This is a genomic window from bacterium SCSIO 12844 (assembly GCA_024397935.1).
GTDB lineage: Bacteria > Pseudomonadota > Gammaproteobacteria > Francisellales > Francisellaceae > M0027.
The window spans coordinates 530,054-550,768 of sequence record CP073743.1 but is presented as its reverse complement, the minus strand read 5'-3'; the positions used below and the strand labels follow the sequence as shown (position 1 = coordinate 550,768).

The window sequence follows — 20,715 nt, the reverse complement described above, 5'->3', positions numbered from 1 at the left end:
GGCGTGGAATGGGAAAGTAAATTAATTATAGCTTCCCATCTAAGCCAAAAGTTTTTTTTGATTCCATAAACATGTCAGGTTGTGAAGAAAATGGATTTGGTGGCATACTATTAGCAGCATTACTCTCCAGTACTCCAAGTGTCCTTTGATACTTACTTTGATTTAATAATGGGTGCTGTGACTGCTCTGAATTAAACGATTTACTCTTACGCCATATATCAAAAACACATCCTACCATTTTCTCTTTAAGCTTCCCCCACTCTTCACTGCGAGCACCAGGTAAGCTAAAACCCTCAGGCTTATATAAATAATCAAAGTAATCAGATTGTTTAATATCATCATACAGGTTTAATATCACTTGAGGGTCTGTCTGTTTGCCAACAAAAGCCTTAAGTGCATTTATATTAGCTACCCTCGCCCCCGAACCAACATGCATAAACGTATTATATCCAGTTTGCGTACTTCCAATAATATTTCTTATCCATTGATCTCCTCTTTGAACTGGTACTTCTGATACACTACTACTTGCTATAGGATTAGCTTGGGCATTTTGAGATCTTACAGAAGAGCTACTATTACTGAAAGAAGAAGTGCTACTAGCTGAAGAGCTTGAAAATATACTAACTGGTTGCGATTGATGCATAGCTGCTTGACTTTGTGCTGGTTGACTTCTTGTGCTTAAAGTTCGATGACTAACAGATGCTTGTTGTGATAAACTTACCGAACTACTTTGAGCATGGGCAGAAAAGCTAGCTTGGGAACTAGAAGCTTTTACTTTTAGATTGGCTTTAATACTCTCTTTATAAGGGTTTAAAAATGGATTTTCTTTACAGATATGATTTACTGTATCATTTGAAGCTTTTTGTTGCAGCAAGATATTAGCTATTTTCAAAGCCATTTTTTCTTCAAGTTTTGCCCAGCTTTCACTACACAAAGTAAATGTTATATCATCTTTTTTATAAGTCCTATCGGTACTTACACCAGTTAAACCTTTTGGCCTATATAAATAAGCATACTTGTCAGAGTGCATAATATCATCATGCAATTGTAACAAATTTGAATTATCATTCTGTTGTTCAACATATTTTTCCAGCGCATTTAATTGAGCATCTCTTGCTGATTCTGATTTACTAAGACGACTTCTTGATTCAGTTATTGCATGATCAAAGATACTATCAATCAGTTGATCTGTATCTCTTTTAGGAGAGGCACTGGATGAAGATAAACTTAAACCTACTGAAGGCGTAGAAGATGTTGACTCTATTGATACTCTAGAGCTTTTATGTGACTCTTTTTTTTCTCTATATTCTACTTTAGGAAGAAGGACTTTTTTATGATCAGAGTCATCTAAAAAAGGATTTGCTTGGATAATCTTTTCTACTTCTTTTTTATCTTTTATACCGTCTTGTTCCAAAAGAACAGCTAGACGATCAACTAATGGCTTTTCAAAAGAATTAAACCAAGTCTTACTACAAGGTGTTGACAAAGTATCTGTTCTTTTTTTAGTAAAGTCAGTCCCCATACCTTCAGGCTCATAGAGATAATGTAAAGCTTGAGTTTTCATAATTTTATTATGTAATTCAAGTAACACTCTATAGTCATTTATATGATCAAATTGCCTAGCTAAACTATTAATAGTAGGCACTCTTGATTCTTTATCTGCCTTAGCTGGTACTGTCTCTTTTAGAACTTTATTAACTTGAAGATCTATTACTCTTGTCAATAACTGTTCTTGATGTTTCTCCAACCAAGGATTATCTATAATCAACTGCTGCTGAGCATTACCTCTATCCTGTATAAAAAGATGATAAGCAATAGCATCAACCATATGTTGCTCTATCTTTGGCAAGTTTGCTCTAACATAATCACTATGTTGTCTAACTTGAGATAGTGTTTCAGCACCTAAGCGTTCATCCTGGCTACGGCTTTCAGGCTGCTCTAATCCTTTCATAATTGTTTTATGAAGCGCTAAAATATGCCCATAACTAGGCATTTCCTTTATACGTGAGAGTAAGTCACTAACAAACTCTACTTTATCCATTTTTGGTAATTCACGCATAGAAAGGTTAGGAGAGTCTATACTTATTTCTTTTTTAGAGCTTTCCTGCGATTGTTTAGCCTTTTCTTTTAACTCTACTAAACTTTTCTTAGCAGCAATTAAATCACTATTCATACTCTGATATAGGTTACTAATTTCCCCTTCTAATTTCTTCGCCTGATCTTCTGAATCAGACTCTTCAGTATAAGTAAAGTTTTCTACATTTTTAACTTGATTAGCTAACTCTACAGCAGAATTTTTCTTTTCTTCAACTTGTTTAAGCAATTCCTCTGCTTTTTGAATTAATGCTTCTTTATCTTCGATAGATTCTTTCTCAACAATTTGAGAAAGAATAATATTAATATCAACTTGGTCCGCTTTTACTTCTTTTAAAGAAATATCACGTAATTTTAGTATTTTTTGAATATTATCACTCTCTTGTGATACATCTGTGCTTGCTTGACCAATAAAATCTAAACTATCTTGACGAAGTAATAACAAATTTAATTCTGTCAATAATAATCTCTCTGCTTTTTCTAATTCTAACTTAGCTTTTTGAGTACCAGCTTGCATAGCTTCTTCTCTCAAATTCACTAATAATTCTTTTGCAGTTTCAATGCGGCTGTTTAATTCTTTCATTGAAGACTCACACTGAGCAGCATTATTTACTATTTCATCTTCAACTTGGATAACATACCCTGGATTTTCTTTAACTTTCTCATAAAGTGATTGAATATTTTGATAGTTTTTATACATGTTTTTAGCAGTCGCTGAAGACTCCTCAATAAGCCTATTAATGTCAGCTAATACTTGATTAAATCTGTTTTCAGCTTCTTTTTCAGCTTGAATTTTTTGTTGGCAAGCTTCTATAGCTGAAAAGCCAACTTTTTCTATTGCATTACCAGCTAAAGCCTTACTATCTTCTAATAGTTGCTCTTTCTCGCTTATTTTTTCACCTAATGTTAGCTCCAACTGTCTTATACTATCACTATTAATATAACCTTCCTGCTTAGGTTGAGCTGGAAGTGTGGTATCATTTCTTAAACTAACATTTCCAGCACTATATTGAACACTATTTTGTTGACTCTTTATACACTCCCTTAGAGATTCAACAACTAAGCCATACTGTTCATTTCCAAAAAAGCGAGTGAAAACAGAACGTTCACGTTGACAGTTAGCAATAATGGATGAAACTATTTCGTTAAAATCAAAGTTCTTTTTAATATCATCCCGTAGCTTAAGCTCATTACCTTCACGATCAAAAATTTCACCAAAAACTTTATTAATCTGAGCTAAGTTATTATGCCCTTTAAAATTCTCACCAGGAATACCAGAATTTCCTCCAGAATAATAATTAGTTGCGAAATCTTCTAGTAATTTTATCTGTGCATTTTTTATAACATGTGCATTATATAATTGACTTTGAGCAAGTGTTATCTCTTCATCTAAATCTATTAAAGCTTTCTTCTTTTCTTCAAATTCACTATGCGGTGATTCTTTAGGAGGTGCTAGCTCACTCAGTGTATGAACCATTAACTGTGGATCAATAAAGTTATATTGAATGTTTAAACTTTGTAATACAGCCAATTGCGTGACAGGGTAATCAAAATGAATAAAAGCTTCATTTGCACTTTCAGGATAAGTTTCTTCAATTATACTTATAAAAAAGTTCTCAGGCAGCTCATGAATTTTTTCAGGAAACATTACACGTAATGTCATTTCAAATTGAATAAATTCTTCTAAACTAACTTTTATAGCCTCTTTTTGTATTCTTTTTGCTAAAGCAGAGGAAACACTTTTTCTATCTGGAGTCCCTACTCCACTTTCATCAAAATGAATTGGAGACGCCTTCTTTTTACCATTTCTTTTTTCACTACTTGAGCTTACCCTATCAGATATTACAGACATTTCTGATTCAGGTGAAGATGATAAGCTAATACTTTCTTCTTTCTTTTTTTTCTTTTTAACTTTAGGAGGATTTAAAATTTCCTCTATATCTTTTCGATCTTGAAGTATACCAAACTCACCTTTAGGGCGTTTAACTATATCTAAAACTTTTTCTATCATCTGGCAACCTCCAAAACTTATATGGATTTCTAGTTATTAGAAAGACTTTAAAACTTTCTAACCCTCCACTTCGATTATTATTTTATTATTAAATAAATTACAATAATTATTTTTATATTTCTGTAACATGTTTTTATTATTATTTATGTAAGTATTTTAAACAAAACAAAATAAATTGAAACATTACTATTGAAAATATAGTTATATTTTATTGTATTTTTATAATTAATTCTTATTTTATTATAATTATTTTTTAAATAATGCGCTACTAACTTGGCGAGACATTTGTAATCCAGATTCTAAAAATGATAGTTTTGGTGATTCTGATGCATTTGACTCTATCGCTGGTACTGGAGTCTCAGTTAAGCTTGGTGTAGTTAAAGTTCGCTTAGACTGCTCTAATGATAATTGATACGCATCAGATACTTTAATTTGAGCTTGGGCTAAAAGGTCATAGCCTTCATTTTCTAATTCTAGAATAGTCATTTGTAACATTTGACGTTCTAAAGGCTTTGTAGACTGTTGAAACGCTAACTGATTTTGTTGATATTCGTCAACTAAATTTTCTTTAGAAACTTCATAAGTATAGTCAACTTTCTCTCTAGCATCCCCCGTTAAAACTTCTATTCCTAAGCTATTTTTGTTTTGGTTGACTTCATTTTTTAAAATCTCTGCAATACTACCGCACTGACGACTACTAAAGCGTAAATAATAATCTCGACAGGCTATAAAGAGGTTATCTAAAGCGTCTTTAAAATCAAAATTCTCAACTTGATAAAAAGTTTTAAGTCTTGGTTGCCCATAATCATAGTCCAAATATTGCCCAAAAATACGTTCAAAGTCCTTCTGATCATGTTTTTTAATATTTTGATATCCACTATATTGATTAGAGCCATGACAATAGAGATAAGCAATATCTTCCAGTAATTCCCTCTGGGCATGAAAACGTTGCAGCATATCAGTTTTACTAGTTTGAACCACCATTTCATCTATATCAATTAAGTCAACTTCTTTTTGTAATTCAGCCAATTGTTCAAGGTTACTTTCTAGCTTTTGAGAAAGCTCATCAATACTTAAGAGATCTACTTTTAATTTGAAATCCTTCTTTATCTGATGTAATACATTTAAACGTAGCATTAATTTTTTATTCTCAGGAAAATCAGAAATGAGTTGATCAATAAACGCCCCTATAAAACGATTAAATAATGGATGCTGAAAATTAAAAATACACTTTAATACCATTTCAGCATGGAAAATAGCATCAAAATTTAATTGACCAGTACGAGCTCGTACAGATTCATACTGATATAAATCATTAAAATTCTCTTTTAGATAATCAACACTAGGACTTTGAATATGATCTACTAAAAATGTACTATCTGTAATTACCGAATCTAGGTTATCTAAAAATGGAATTAACTGCGTATTAATGGCATCCTCTAAATTCTGCCAATTCCAATTGCTATGGGATTTAGCTAAAGTTTTAATAATGGATAACGTATTGATAAATAATTTATAAAATTCATGAGGACTCATCACTAACCTCCTTGTTATTGATGCATACCTATATTTTTGATTATTAGTGAAACACTTTCTTATAACAAGTTATTATGTTTTTCAATTGAAATAATTAGATTGATTACTAAGCAGGGAAATGCCTAATTCTTTAGATATATTCAGTTAGATTAATGTAACAAGTTAGCTATATAGTCTAGCCAACTTGACCAATATCATGGCCTACTTCAAAGGTTCGCTGCTGACCGTGATCCCTAAATATTTTAGGAGCTTTTGATCGTTGACCTTTCACGGCAGGTTCTCTCTTTTGTACAGCAACAACTTTTTGGCATTCTACTTGAATATTTTCTACTGATTTATTTTCTTTTATCTTTACTATAGCTTGTTGAATTAATTCTATATCTTGAGCCTTATAGGTTGTATCTCCCAACTTATTTAAACCGCTCAAATTATCTTTTAAACCCTCTAGCAACTTTAATATTTTGTCAACCTTAGCCGTAAGTCGCTCTTTATCACCAACTATAGCCTGCTGATAATATTTTTTTGCTTTTACTGGATCATAATCACCTACAAATTCTAGAAATGTGTCGATAAAGCTACCTTCCTCTACACTTTGCAATTGTTTTTGATGCTTTGCTAGTGCTTTGCTAGTGTCTATTAAATTATCAATGGTTTCATTTATAAACCTAAACCCATTTTTTACTCTACCTTTTAACACTTTAATTTTTGTATCATTTGGATTATATCGACTTGATCTATCATGAGAATCACTTATGGTTACTCTACGACCAACCCTAGCACTCAATAATCCTAATAAACCTGATGTAAATGTTATTTTTTTTGGTAGTTTACCGCTATGAGTTACCACTAATTGACTACCATCTGACATAGATTTAAATATTTCATTCTGTTTTATATTATTTAGCGCATAATTAAAGGCATTCCCAGCTCGATCAGCTTCATTAAATAACCGTTTTCCAGCACCTCTTGTCTTATTAATATGCTCTAAAATATCTTCTAGATCTTTTAAAGTATATAAACTTCTTTCTATTCCTGATAACCAAGTATGCTTAATATTGCCATTTGGTAAGACTTCAGCAATTCCATTAAAACGCTTATTTATTTGAGCATTTTTCTTATCTACATCCAGATAGTAACGACCTAAAGCAAGTGAAACTACTTTTCTTACATATTGGTCTATTTGTGATGCCTGTGCTTTTTCGCAAGCCCAGCCAGTAACAATATCTTGCAATTGATAATATTGCTCATCTCCAGTAAATTCTGTTGAGCGATCCCTTGGCCAACTAACTGTAGGATGTTCTTTTGAACCAATTGAAGCTTCTGATTCCAAGAATGTTTCTACTTGCCTTTGTCGCTCTGGAGGATAAGCTTCTTTATTGTTAGAAACTCGATGCCTAAATGTTTTATTATCTAGTGTGAAATGCCTACGAAACTCCTTCCTTATCGCATTAACATCTGCTTGCTCGCTTCCACCAAAAAACTGATAATCATCATCAAAAAGTTTAAGCACTTCATTAAGGTACTCCATTCTTGTAGCAACTGATATTTTGTCATGAACGAATATATCCCCACTATCACGACCTTCAATAAATCTTTGAGCGTTTGCCACATTTAAAAATGCTCTTTTTGATAAAGGTAGTTCCCTTAGCATCTCTATAAAGAATTTTGCCAACTTTTTATCTTTTATCGCCAAGTTCTCTAAAGTATCAAAGATAGCTGATTTCAATAAGTCTTCATATGTAAGCGCAACAAATTTCACTTGCTCGCGTAGCTCACGATAGCAGTCAGAATCTGTTAGCTTTGCAGCTAGATCAGGGTGAGTTAACTCTAAGGCTAGTACAGCTTGAAATAATTCTAGCGGCTTCCAATTTTCAATAACTTCCTCAATCATAGCAGGTTTTTCTGAAATTAATAAAGAAACTAAAGCTTTAATTGAATGATCAAAATGGTTCTTCTCAACCATAACTGAGGTAAACCCTCTCATTTGCTGCATGGTGGCACTCTCTCTATCAGTCTGCATTGATATAGCCGAATGAGCATAACGAGAGAAAATATCAGCACCAAAAGCTTTCTTGCCACGTCTTATCTTTTCAACAGCATCAACAATGATAGGATTAATAGCAAGCCTTTTGTAGTTACCAAGCGTCTCTTGAGGATCTAATAACTGATTAAAAGCCTTTTGAAGGAATTTATACTCATGGGGTAATTGATTATCATGAGTTGCAACTGCATGCTCAGTCTCTATTTTTTTAAGTGTATTTTCAACCATCTGAATCATTAAATTACCCAATTTTGATGGTCTAGTTGCTCCTCTTTTATAAATACCTTCTTTATAATGATTGAACAATCTCCACTTATAATCTAGTTTGTTTATATTATTATTTTCAGATTCACCCTGTTGCCATTTTTTTAGCATTCCTAATACTTTAATATACTCCCCATACCCTGATACTTGTGAAATATGCTTACGAAACCAATCAAAAGCACGCTTTCTTATTTCACTCGTGCTACGCTTTTCTACCTCGGCTAATCTTTGAACCTGATCATCGAACTGGTCAATAAATGTATCTGCGCTTACTCCTACAATTTTAGTAATTTTGCTATTGGCTAGAACCGTTCCTCTTAACTCTTGCTTTGATATACTAGAACCATTATTTAACTGTTTAATGCTTATATTAGTATTTCTCTCTGTATCTGTTGGAAGCGTACAACCCAACCAATCTAAGGATAATTCTTCGAAATAAACATTATTAAAACAACTCATTGAAATATCACAATGAGATGATAACTCTGTCGTTCCTCTGAATTTACAGTTTTTGAAACTCGATTGAATTTTAACTCCAAATCTTCCTTCTCTTTCATTAAACTCTAATCCATTTCCAAGCTTAAGTTGGTTAAAAGTACAACCATCAAATTCTGCAGCAGTCATATCTAATTTTTCGCCAATAAATTCACATTGCTCAAATTGACAGTCACTAAACTGTGCTTTTGTTATTTGACAGTTATTAAAAGAGATATTATTGAAAATAACTCTATTAAGTTTGGTGGTTTCATCAATAATATACTCATCTAAATTTAGGTTTAACAAAACTGCCCCACTTAGATCAAAACCTCTTAAATCTCTTGGTAAACTACCCCCTTTATGGCCATCAATTATTAATCCAGCTAAAGATATACTTTCGCCTTTAGAGGTTACTCTAGGAACAATTCCTCTTAAACCATCTGCAGTTACTGAAAATTTGGTATTTTCATCAACAATACATCCGTCAAATTTAGCTCTATGCATAAGGCAACTTTTGAATTTTACGCCTCTTAAATCTTTTGGCATAATTGCATACTCTAAGGATGTATTATTAATTTCTCCGATAAATTTAGCTTGGCTAAAATTAACAAAATCCATATGTACTGGAAATTGAGTTTCTAACCCTGAATGATGCTCTATTGATTGAGTAATTGTATTTAGATGTCTTAATATCTCTGAAAGATTATCATCATTTGACAGCTCTACTCTGAAATTTGGAAAATGAAATTCCCAAATCTTCTTAACTTGCTCAATATTATGCGTTTTAAATTGTTCAAATTCTTCACCACTGGAAACACCACTTTTAAGTTCCTGATTTGCAAAATTCACAAGTGCTTGATGTAGCTCTTTTATGCTGACACTAGGCCTAACTCCAATTAATTTCTTTAAATTTTGTAAATTATCTGACAATTCATCTTCTGACATAAGGCCTAATTTTGTTTGATTAAAAATAGAATAACTAAAATCAAATGTTTCTCCTGAATGATCTTTGACTCTACTTAGGTCAACACCTCTTAGATCCATATGACTGAAATCAAGTGCAACAATGCCTTCAGGTAATACAACTTCCTGATCTGAATTCATTAATAGCCACACTAAACCCTCAGTTAATTGTTGCTTTGCTTGTGCCATTAAATCATACGTAATGCTCATTTGTTCATGTAGCTCTTGGACAGCTGCATGTAATGCCCCTGGCTTTCTATCTTCGCCATTTAATACCAATTGATTACAAACTTCTACTTTTTTAGCTAACCCACTCTTTGCATGACGTAATTGCTTATTAGCTGACTTATCATTTGTTGATGATAAAATTCTATCTAACATACCATTAAAAATGACTTTCTGCCTAGCATCTAACCCTTCCACACGACTACTCGCTAATTTTCTAAAATGTTCACCTAATATCTGTGTTTCAGCTATATGGCTTTCCAATGTATCCTCAAGAGATTCGCTTTGATCTGGTGCAATAATTTTTTGTTTTATGCCTTTAAATTCTTCTGCTGCTAATTCATCTAGCTCCTTCTTACACGCAATTGATGCTGTTTCTATCTCTTCTAGTCTTGATGTAATGTATCCTCTTGGATTTTTTTGAATCATTTCTTTAGACTCAGAACCCTTAGCCTCATTTTGTTTAATCTCTAATTGAACTCTCTCACACTTACTAAGTATATCTTTATATTGTACTTCTAAATCAGATAGGCCTAATTCACTACATTTTGCAACAAATGCCTTAATTTTTAATAAATTAGCTTTATTTAAGCGTATATATTCCTTTAAACCTTCATCAGCTAAAGCAGCTCTATGACGTGCTACATTTAAAACTTCCTTATTATGTTGCTTTTTCAAGCGGTCAATTAAAAATAGTTCTGAAAACGTATCTAAAAACTCTACTGCTGTGCCACTTTTCGGTCGAAATAGGTTGTTAAGTACAACTTCGTTATCAGAACTAAAGTTAATTTTTCCAATTTTTTCCTCTAATTTTCTTTCACTACTAAAATCGGATTCAACAATATCAATTTGCCTTAAACTCAATAACAAAAGTCTTCGACTATCTGACATCTTAACTGAACTGCCAAATACTTTTGGTTCTCTAGAGAACATTTCTTGATAACAATCATAAAGAGCTTTAGCTAAACCTTGGTAACTAAGTCCAGCAACGTCAACTCCGTCACCAAATGTGGCTCCGTATTGAGTAAATGTATTAAACTTATCTTCAACTCTTAGCCTATTAGCTTCTTCCTCGCCTCTTTTACCTGTCCTATCCAAGTGCTCACGATAATTTGACTTTACCTCTATTATAATTTGATGCAATATTTTCCATCGCTTAACTACATCATGTTTATCCACCCCAAGTAGATTTAACTTATCATGCTCTAACTCTTTTTCTCTTACTAGTGCTTGAGCATCTTGCAATTCTAATAGTTTCTCTTCATACTCTTTTGCAATTCGATATAACGGTGTTATTTGATCAATTGATTCTAAAGGCTCTGCAATCTTAACCAAATCTTCAAACTTCAAAAAATCTGTGATTGATTCATTGATAGCATCCATTGACTCTACTTGAGGCTCCTCAATTGCTGAATCAAAGACTCTAGCTATTTCTTTAGATTTGATCACTAAATCTACTGATAATAATTCAAAGCTAGCTTCTAACTCTAATAAACGACTCTTAATTTCTTGAATATTAACTGCATTATTAATTAAGGTTTGAATATCACTAAGCTCTAAAGACTCTTTTATTTGCAATTTTTCAAGTAATTCACGCTCTGTTTGTAAAAGCACTATTTTAGTGTCAAGTTGAGCAGTTTTATGCCTTCTTAGCAATGCTTTTTGCTTTTCTAGCTCGGCCTCAGTTAATTTTGTCTCTATGGGAGATCTCTCAGTTGATGTTGATCTACGATCCAATGGCTGTTTCACTGATCTCTCAGAGCTTGATTCTAGCCTCAACCTCTCTGTATATTCCCGATATGCTGAAGCTGCCCTTATGCTTGCCTCTACATCAAGACGTTGTACTTCTTCATCTGATTTAATTAATAAATACGGACTCCGATAAGCTAAATCACGTTGCTCCTGTCTAATTTTAGCAATTAAGCTTTCACTCACTAATACTTGATTTGTAATGGGATTAGCTTCGTCACCTGTCAGTGTCATCAAATACTCATGAACATAATCAGCCCGATTTTTGTCTAAGCGCGGTTTATCATATTTCCCAACTGCATCTGTGATTTCATTTAAATCTTCCTGAGTAAGGGCTGCAGGATCTTCTTTAGACAGAATCTGGCTAACTAACTCTATGGAATAATCACCACAATGATAACCATCACGCTGGACAGCCCTAGTCGATGAGATATTTCGAAACCCTAGTTCTTCAAGCTCACGCCGTCTTTTTTCAGGTATTGGATGGCCCATAGGGTCAATAAAAATAGCTTTTTTAGGTACGCTGTTGGGAAATAAGATAATTGCTTCATTATGATTGGCTCCTGTATTAACAGGAATTACAAACTGATTGTATTCACTCCAATCTTTTCCTCCATTAATACCAAGACTCATTCTAACTTGATTTGATTCACTATCAAATGTGACTACTCTACGCGGTTTACCTAGTGTTTCATTATATTGTTCTAGAGCAATTGAAAGTTCTTTTCTATCATCCAATGCAGGAATACATACAGTTTTATTTGCAGAATGTAATCTTGCATATAGAACTTTTTCTATAAAATTTGTATCTAACCAACTTGTTAAACCAATATACTCTTTCACAGCAAACCTCCTAGCTAAAACACAACCAATCAATTATGAAAATTTTAAAAGACTTATTTTCGGAACTTTTCACCACCTTTAAATCATATAACTTAATATTTAATCTCTCATATGATTGGTTATTAAATCAACTGATTATTTTAAATTTTGCGATTTTAATTCCATTTTATTATTAAATAACCAACTGAAATATAAATAATTTATAAGAATAATAGTTATAGTTTATATAAATAATGTTACATATTTTATAGAAGTTTTATTTACAAAAGTTTAATTTTATTATATAATCAGCTCTTTTTTGCCGATCCTTGAATTTACTTTCAAAGCAATCAACTATTTGTTTTATAATAAATAATTAAATAAATTTGTGTTTTATCTTATAATCAATTAATCAAATATAAAAATAATTAATTCAAATTCCAACTTTATAGCATTTAAATATATTTCTATTTATCTATAATGAACTTTGCTTAAACAAACATAAAGCTAGGAGGCAAATTATGTCAAGCAATAATAGAAATCAACAACCATCTAGAGCCCCAAGATTAAACTCTCACCCAGCACCTCATATCATTCCACCTTTAAATTTAAATGCTGCTCCCCAAGCACCAAATGCTCCAAGATTAGACCCACAACAACCTCAACAAGCACCAATGCCATTTGCTCTAGGACCAGCTCATCTAGGCCCAAGTTTTGGCTTTAATTACTAATAGATTAATTCCTATTAATAAAATTTATATGTCATAACAAACTTATAATTTCCTTAGCGAATAGCAATTAATTTCGCTATAATTCCTACAGAATATTAAGATTTATTTAAATTAAAACCGTAGGAGTCAAGAATGATTAAATCTAAGGCAAATTTTATTACTGCCCTTTTTAGTGGAATCTTACTAATCACTTTTTTAGCTGGATGCTCACCAAAAGTTGAATATACGAATCCCGATGACGTTGATACAACATCAATTGATTTTAGCTCAACTGACCTTCAGGTAACGACACAAAAAATGGTTGATAGTATGCTTCAATCACAGAATATCAAACGCATTACTGATTTTGGCAAAAAACAACCCGTTGTCTTTTTTAGCGGTATTCGTAATGAAACCAATGAGCATATTAATACGAATATGCTGGAGAATACTGTATCAACCCGCATAATTAATAGTGGCTACTTCCAATTTACTGATATGAAACAAGTCCAAGCAATGAAAGAGCAGATGGAATATCAAAAACAATCTGGTATGGTTGATCAAAAAACTGCTGTTGCAATGGGGCATCAATTAGGTGCACATTATATGATCACTGGTAGTATTGCTAATATTGATGCTAAAGGTTCTTCACAACAGTCCATGTTTTTCTTAATTACCTTAAAAATGCTTGATTTACAAACTGGTACTATTGTTTGGCAAGCAGAAAAACAAATCAGAAAAGTTCAAAAGAAAACACTTTTTGGCTGGTAATTTAAAAGCCAATTGAAGTTTTTGTCCATTAACAGATAAATGGAGGAAACAATGAAACGTTTATCTTATTTCTCTTTAATTTTTGCCATATTATTAAGCCTTGTTTCTATTAATGTCTATGCAAATCCAACATTAACCACTGAAACAAGGGATATTCAAGGCCAAGGTGATACGCTTAATTTAGCTATTTCAAATGCCATCATTAATGGTGTCTCTGAAGTTAATGGTACTTATGTTAATTCAATCAATGCCGTGATTAATGAAAAAGCCATTGCAAAAGGTTATGTAACTATTGGTAATCAAAGCTATCCGGTTAGTGCCGATATTTTATCTCAAGATAATATAAGCGCTGTAAAAGCAGCAACAGCCGGCACTGTACTTAACTATCAATTAATCAAAAAAGAACAAAAAGATAATCAGTGGTATGTGACACTAAAAATGACCTTTGCCCAATATAAAGGTATTAGTAAATCAGATGCGCATGCTAAAAAATACTCTTTTGCTGTTCTACCATTTCAATTAGCACCCTCTGCAGCTGAAGGCCCTATTGCACCAAGTCGTAGCATTAGCCTTTTAAACCAATCTCTTGTAACTGACATCAGCCAATCAGGCCAGTTTCGTATGATTGATCGCAATAATGCCGATCTTTCACAATATGCAAAAGAAGCAGCGATTCTAGCAAGTGGTAATGTTAATAATCTAGATAAAGCTCGTCTTAGCCAAATGGTTGGTGCAGATTATCTATTAGTTGGTACCATTGATCAATTAAATATCAAAAATGAAAAACAAAAATTTTATGGTTCTAATTTTGATCACTATATTGCTTCAACAACTATTAATTTTCGTTTAGTTGAAATGGCAACAATGGAAATTCTCTATGCTGATACAGTCACTGTTAGCATTCCTGAAGATCAAATTACCAAACTATTACAAAACCCTGATAATGACCTTAAAACTGTTGAACGACTATTAATTAATAAAGCAAGTCGCGCTATCAGTGAAAAAGTTATCAATCAAACCAAATCATAGAGCTTATCGATGCTTAAACAACTTCAATTAATCATTATTATTTTACTTACTATTGCCATCACTGGCTGTGCAACCCTACAAAGCCCTTATCCAAAAAAAATGCAAACAACTAAAAAGGATGTTGCTAAAAATAATGCCCAAGCTGCCATCAAGGCTTACAAAGATAAATTTTCAGAAAGCCAAGACCCTAATCTTTACGCACTTGAATTAGGTCGCATCAATCAACTCAATAATGAAAATAAAACATCACTTAATGATTATGCAAATGTCATATCTTCCGTACGTCAAGCGCAAATGAAAGCAAAAATTCAAGTCTCAAAAATGCTTTCAGGTGCAGGCGCACTTGCAACCAGTGACCTTGAACTTGCCTATGATGTCCCTGATTATGAACAAACATTTTTATATGCCTATCAAGCAAAAAATTATCTGGCGTTAAATGATCTATCCAATGCGTTAGTATCTATTCGTAGACTTTCTCAAGCCCAGGCTTGGATTCAAAGACAAAAAGATATCTCAACCCAAGGCAACAAAAAAATTGAAGATGATTATAGTCAATTTGGTATCAAACAAAGTGACCTTGACATAAGTAAACATAAAGAAATTGCTTCCATGCAAGAGCAAGTAAAAAATATAGCCAATGCCTATGAAAATGGTTTTGCCTATTATCTTGAAGCGATTCTTTATGAAGCCGATGACTATGATTATAATGATGCATTTATCTCTATCAAAAATGCACTTCGCTTAACCCCAGATAACCCTTATGTTAAAGATACTTATCAACAAATGAAAGTCGGTTTTAATGGGGGCAACCCATTTGGTAAGAAAGGACGAGTTGTCGTGCTATATGAATCTGGCCTTGTTGAAGCTAAAAAAGCATTCTACTTGCCACTGCCATTGGGTAATCTAGGCATTCAAAACTTAGCCATTCCTTATTATAGTCATGCAAATACTCCCATTCATAGCACAATTGTCAGTATTAAATCAAATAACCATAAATTACAATCAGGTAAAACAGCACTGTTAGTTGATACTAACCTTTTAGCAGCTAAATCGTTAACTGAGCAATACCCTGCAATTATTACACGTGAAGTATTAAGACTTATTTTAAAATCATTAGCTACCTATCAATTACACAAAGATGCTGGATTTGCAGGCTGGATTGCAGGATCTGTCTATAGTATTGTTACTTCAAAAGCTGATTTAAGAAGCTGGCTATTATTGCCTCAAAGCGTTCAGCTATATGAATCACTCCTCGATAAAGGTAATTATACGATCATGATTGGTTCTCAACAGAAAAAAATCACCATTAACCCACAAAAAACTACGCTTGTTTGGGTTAACCATATTGGAAGCTTCTTTAATATCGATGTTTATGAACTTTAAAATAAAGGAATGAATTTAATGGATAATTTTGATCAAATTATTGATGAATATCCAATTGAATATTGCCAGCAATTAGAATTAGCCTATGGCGATGGCATGATGTCTGAAGGTGGTACAAAAGCCATTGATACTTTATTTTCCGATATTGATTTAAATAATAAAATCATTTATGAAATTGGGTGTGGCCTTGGCGGTATGGCTTATTACTTAGTTAAACACTACCAACCAAAAATAATGATTGCTTCTGATATTAATCCTAATTTAATTAACTACTGTCAAAATAAATGGCCAACATTAACTAACTTAAACTTTCACCATGCAAATAAACCTAATCACATTGATTTTTCAGACAACTATTTTGATATTATCACTAGTAAAGGCGTTTTAGTTCACCTAAAACATAAAAAACCACTCTATCAAGAGATATATAGAACTTTAAATTCAGGTGGTGTTTTTGTACTTAATGATTGGTTAAGTAAATGCGCTTATTCATTTGGCAAAGCACTCGATAAAATGGCTGAAACAGAAGGCTTATCACTTTTTCCAGTTACTGAAAATGAATATCTTCATCTTTTAAAATCAATTGGATTTATAAACCTTAAACTTATTGATCAAACCAAAGAATATGCCATTTATAATACTGAAATTATTGAGCATTTATCATCTAAAGCCATTAAAGATCAATTTATTAACCAATTTGGTGAGCAAGCTTATGATGAAATTAAATCAGGTTATCAGCTAACAGCAGATGCAATGAATCAAGGTGATGTGATTGTAAAAAATATTTATGCCTATAAACCCTAGAATGGATAATAACTATGGATAGCCAAAAATATCAAATGCTACTTATTAGCATACCTAAAAATCAATCGACACAAATGGCAGATCTATTGGTTAAATCTAATTTAGCAGCCTGTGTCAGTATTATGCCAACAGTCAAATCAATTTATCTTTGGCAAGGACAAATTCATAAGGATGCTGAGTCATTATTAATTATTAAATCAACATCAGATAAATATGCTCAACTTGAAAGCCTTATTTTAAAACATCATCCATATGATGTGCCTGAAATTATTGCTTTTGATATTACCAATGGGCATAAAAATTACTTAAACTGGATTTCTGAAACCTTAACATAGAGTTTATTAAGAAATAAAAATTAACTTATTTATCTTTTGAAATACAATTATCGTTTCGTTATAATGCTCAGAGTAATTAACAATGGATACGTTAAGTAAACTCATGTCAGCTATTGAAAGCCTCAATCTAATCTATCAAACGCGGATACAGCGTATAGAGCACACCATGAAACGTAAGAAAATACGTTCAATACGTGAATTAGCTCGCCTGACTGGTGTTGATTTATGTGGGCTCAGTAAAGGAATGAATGGTTCAGGACATATCAACGAAAAAAATGCGCGCCGCATTGAACAAATGCTTAAATTACCCTCACTATATCTTGATGGTGTTAAAATACTTGAATATGATATTCCTGTCTATGCACTAGAAGACTATCCCAAGAAAAAACCAATTTATACCATTTCAAAGGCGATATCTGATAATCACTTTTTTATTGAAATTACCGAAGAAGATCCATCGGTATGCATTAAACCAGGCTATAGGCTTTTATTTATCCCAAATGCTGATATGTTTGAAACGAGCATCAACGATATCTGTTTATTTAAGTTCAAAGGCAAATATAAAATTGGACTTTATAAAGGGCTTTCTTTTATGTCAGGCAATGTGGGTTACTCAGCTTCGATGGTTGAATTAATTGCTAAGTGCTTAAGAATTTATTTATAATCCACATTGAAATTGGCAATTTAAGCATTTAAAAGGAATTTCAAATGGAACCCAAAGCCTTAACATTTAGTCAAAAGCTTTTAATTATTATCTCATCACTATCTATCGCTGCAGTGACGGCAAGTGACCTATTAACTTATAAACTGTTTCAATTTCATAATATTATAGGCTCCGCTTCTTTATTTATATTTCCACTGGTTTACTTACTAAGTGATATCGTTACTGAATTATACGGTAGAAAGGCTGCACGTTTCCTACTTTATGTAACACTTATTTGTGAGTGCTTATTTGATGTTGGCTTAAGCCTAATCATTCAACTACCATCCCCTAGTACTTTCCATACGCAAAATGCTTATGACCATATATTAGGCGCTTTAGCTCGAGTTTACTGGGGTGGATTAATTGCGCTAATTATCAGTGCACTTGTTAATATCAGTATTATGTCATTTTTAAAGAAAAAACTTGCAGGTAAAGCTTATAGTATTAGAAGTTTTTCATCTACAATGATTGGATTAATCTTATTTACAACCATTGGCTACTTTATCTGGTTTTATGGCATTGAAAGTACAGCTACCATCATAGAACTTATTTTTGTTTCACTACTGTCAAAATTAGTCGTTGTTGTTATTATGCTAATTCCTATTACACTATTAATCAAAATACTTAAAAAAAGAATCATTGATTGATATTGACATATTGACTTCTTTTAGAATTCTTTTATCATCCATAATGCATTTTAAAAGTAGATAAATGGTATTTTAAGGACAACTAATTGAAGGAAGTTCGCTATTTTCGAACATTATTTGGTATTGAATTTCTAGCTAAAGGAATTAAGTATATTGGATTTTCTCTTATTAAATTAAGTCTTATTATTCAAAAATTATCAAAGAATAATGACTCTGAATTCAACTACCAAATACAATTAATTAAAGGCACTTTATATATTCAATATAATGCCTATGGTCAAGAACACCTTGAGCTAGTAAAAGAATTTATTAGCTCATCTAAAGCCTATGATTTAGATAAAACCGAATTAATCTTACTTACTCACGAGTTAGTAAAAATTGCTTCAAAGCCAACTGTACGCTATCACCTAGAATATGATGACTTTAGTGGTCTATTTACTTTATATGATGTTACTGAAGATAAAAAGCTTCCGCCAATACGGGCAGAAGAAATTACATCTAACTATCAAATCATAAGCCAATTATCTAAAGATAGTTTTGAGCTTTTACAGTTTAAACTCACTAACTCAAATACTAATCACTATAGTGATGATTTAAAAAAAAGCACTAAACCAATTACTCTAACATTGGTAGAAACAGATTAATAACACAACTATAACTTGGTATTTATTATGTTCAAAATTAAAACTAACACTAAAAAGGAAGCTGTATTTTTATTTGCTATTATGTTTTATGTAACCTGCAAAATAACAACTGACCCTTTATTTTTTCGAACACATATGTTTCACTTCTTTGATTACTCTATGTTAATTAGTTTTTCAGCATTTATCTTTCCTTTAGTTTATGTTTTATCCGATTTGATTGTATTTTTAAAAGGCCGCCTTATTGCAATATATGTTGTTTTAATTGGGACATTTTGTGATGGTTTTTTTTCATATTCAGTTTATGCTTCAAGCTTCTTCAGTCAACCTACATTTCCTGCTGAGCAAGTACAACAAGCAAGTAGAAGCTATGCCGTAGATACCTTATCATCAGGCTTTCCACCACTTTGGTATCATGGATTAATTGCTTCTATAATCACTGCTATAGTTGAAGTAATTATTTTTTCCTTTTTTCTTAAAAAACTTAAACGGTTTTCTAGTGCAACTATTATTTCAATTTCAATCACTCTAATTTCACATAATTTATTTTTAGACTACCCTATGGTAAAAGCAGGCTATATGACTTGGTCGAGGGTAATCAATAATCTAATATTTGAAATTAGCATTATTATAGTATATGCAATCATTATTGATATTTTCATTCTTTTTACCACACGCACAAGTAAAAAAGAAACTGTATTAAAGCCTGAGCCAAAAGGAGTGCCAATTTAATGAATAAAGCTGAGAAAGATATAAGAAAAAAACTTACCATTAGTCATCATATTATTCAAAATAATAACTTTGATGATTTGTTATCAACTCATTTAAGTGCTCGAATTCCTAATACTGACCAAATCTTAATTACACCGCTAGATGTAGCATTTGAAGCAGTTGAACCTCATATGTTAATTAAGCTAGATCTAAAAGGTAATATGATTGGAGATAATGGCTATACTGTGATGCCTCAAGGTAGTAACATTCATTTACCAATTTATCAAAATAATCCACATATCCAAGCTGCTATGCATACTCATAGCATCTATGGCACGGCTGTTTCTTCCCTTGAGTGTGGCTTATTATTTATCAATCAACATGCATTAAGATTTTATAATGATGTTGCCTATCATGATTTTGATGCACTTGCTCTTGGTAATGAAGGAGAGCAAATTGCTAAAAGTTTAACTGATAAAAAAGTTATGATACTAAAAAATCATGGACTATTAACTACAGGCAGCTCTATTGAACAAGCTGCATACTTACTTTTTTACTTAGAAAGGGTCTGTAAAATTCAAATAAAAACTTTATCAGCCAATCAATCTATTATCGAAATTTCCCCAGAAACTTGTTTAAAAACCAAGTCTCAATTTATGAAAATTTCTAACCCATATGAGGAATTCTTAGCCCTAGCTAATCGCTGCCCACAAGCATCTAAGTATGCTCAATACGATAACTAAATTACAATAATCAATTTAACAACTGAAACTATTAAACTAATTTTCTCATAAAATAA

Annotated in this window: 14 protein-coding genes; 11 read left to right on the top strand and 3 right to left on the bottom strand. The window is 32.2% G+C overall.

Annotated elements, in window-relative coordinates; genetic code table 11:
- Positions 1 to 25 precede the first annotated feature (25 nt).
- The 3 genes from KFE69_02645 to KFE69_02635 all read right to left on the bottom strand — a co-directional run bounded on the left by KFE69_02645 (position 26) and on the right by KFE69_02635 (position 12,203).
- Complete coding sequence (locus KFE69_02645) at positions 26 to 4,105, bottom strand: hypothetical protein (GenBank protein ID UTW43060.1); 4,080 nt, start codon at positions 4,103 to 4,105, stop codon at positions 26 to 28.
- Between the two features lie 246 nt (positions 4,106 to 4,351).
- Complete coding sequence (locus KFE69_02640) at positions 4,352 to 5,641, bottom strand: hypothetical protein (protein UTW43059.1); 1,290 nt, start codon at positions 5,639 to 5,641, stop codon at positions 4,352 to 4,354.
- A 175-nt stretch (positions 5,642 to 5,816) separates the two neighbouring features.
- Entirely contained in the window at positions 5,817 to 12,203 is a 6,387-nt protein-coding gene (locus tag KFE69_02635; protein ID UTW43058.1) for a pentapeptide repeat-containing protein, read from the bottom strand.
- Between the two features lie 500 nt (positions 12,204 to 12,703).
- Between KFE69_02635 and KFE69_02630 the strand changes: the two genes are divergently transcribed.
- The 11 genes from KFE69_02630 to KFE69_02580 all read left to right on the top strand — a co-directional run bounded on the left by KFE69_02630 (position 12,704) and on the right by KFE69_02580 (position 20,659).
- A complete protein-coding gene (locus tag KFE69_02630) occupies positions 12,704 to 12,913 on the top strand; it encodes a hypothetical protein (protein ID UTW43057.1) in 210 nt (69 codons plus the stop codon).
- A gap of 132 nt (positions 12,914 to 13,045) precedes the next feature.
- Positions 13,046 to 13,663 (top strand): penicillin-binding protein activator LpoB, encoded by a 618-nt coding sequence (lpoB, locus tag KFE69_02625; GenBank protein ID UTW43056.1) that lies wholly within the window; start codon positions 13,046 to 13,048, stop codon positions 13,661 to 13,663.
- Positions 13,664 to 13,714: 51 nt separating this feature from the next.
- A complete protein-coding gene (locus KFE69_02620; protein ID UTW43055.1) occupies positions 13,715 to 14,692 on the top strand; it encodes a hypothetical protein in 978 nt (325 codons plus the stop codon).
- A gap of 9 nt (positions 14,693 to 14,701) precedes the next feature.
- Positions 14,702 to 16,075, top strand: coding sequence for a hypothetical protein (locus KFE69_02615; GenBank protein ID UTW43054.1), 1,374 nt, complete (start codon positions 14,702 to 14,704; stop codon positions 16,073 to 16,075).
- 18 nt (positions 16,076 to 16,093) lie between these two features.
- Positions 16,094 to 16,879 carry a methyltransferase domain-containing protein gene (locus KFE69_02610; protein ID UTW43053.1) on the top strand — a complete coding sequence of 262 codons (786 nt, stop codon included), beginning with the start codon at positions 16,094 to 16,096 and terminating at the stop codon, positions 16,877 to 16,879.
- 14 nt (positions 16,880 to 16,893) lie between these two features.
- Positions 16,894 to 17,214, top strand: a complete 321-nt coding sequence (locus KFE69_02605) for a divalent-cation tolerance protein CutA (GenBank protein ID UTW43052.1) — start codon at positions 16,894 to 16,896, stop codon at positions 17,212 to 17,214.
- A 166-nt stretch (positions 17,215 to 17,380) separates the two neighbouring features.
- Positions 17,381 to 17,878 (top strand): hypothetical protein, encoded by a 498-nt coding sequence (locus KFE69_02600; protein UTW43051.1) that lies wholly within the window; start codon positions 17,381 to 17,383, stop codon positions 17,876 to 17,878.
- A 44-nt stretch (positions 17,879 to 17,922) separates the two neighbouring features.
- A complete protein-coding gene (locus tag KFE69_02595) occupies positions 17,923 to 18,564 on the top strand; it encodes a queuosine precursor transporter (GenBank protein ID UTW43050.1) in 642 nt (213 codons plus the stop codon).
- A gap of 86 nt (positions 18,565 to 18,650) precedes the next feature.
- A complete protein-coding gene (locus tag KFE69_02590; protein UTW43049.1) occupies positions 18,651 to 19,208 on the top strand; it encodes a hypothetical protein in 558 nt (185 codons plus the stop codon).
- Between the two features lie 27 nt (positions 19,209 to 19,235).
- Positions 19,236 to 19,937 carry a hypothetical protein gene (locus KFE69_02585; protein ID UTW43048.1) on the top strand — a complete coding sequence of 234 codons (702 nt, stop codon included), beginning with the start codon at positions 19,236 to 19,238 and terminating at the stop codon, positions 19,935 to 19,937.
- Complete coding sequence (locus KFE69_02580; GenBank protein ID UTW43047.1) at positions 19,937 to 20,659, top strand: class II aldolase/adducin family protein; 723 nt, start codon at positions 19,937 to 19,939, stop codon at positions 20,657 to 20,659. Before KFE69_02585 ends, KFE69_02580 begins: the two co-directional genes overlap by 1 nt.
- Positions 20,660 to 20,715 lie beyond the last annotated feature (56 nt).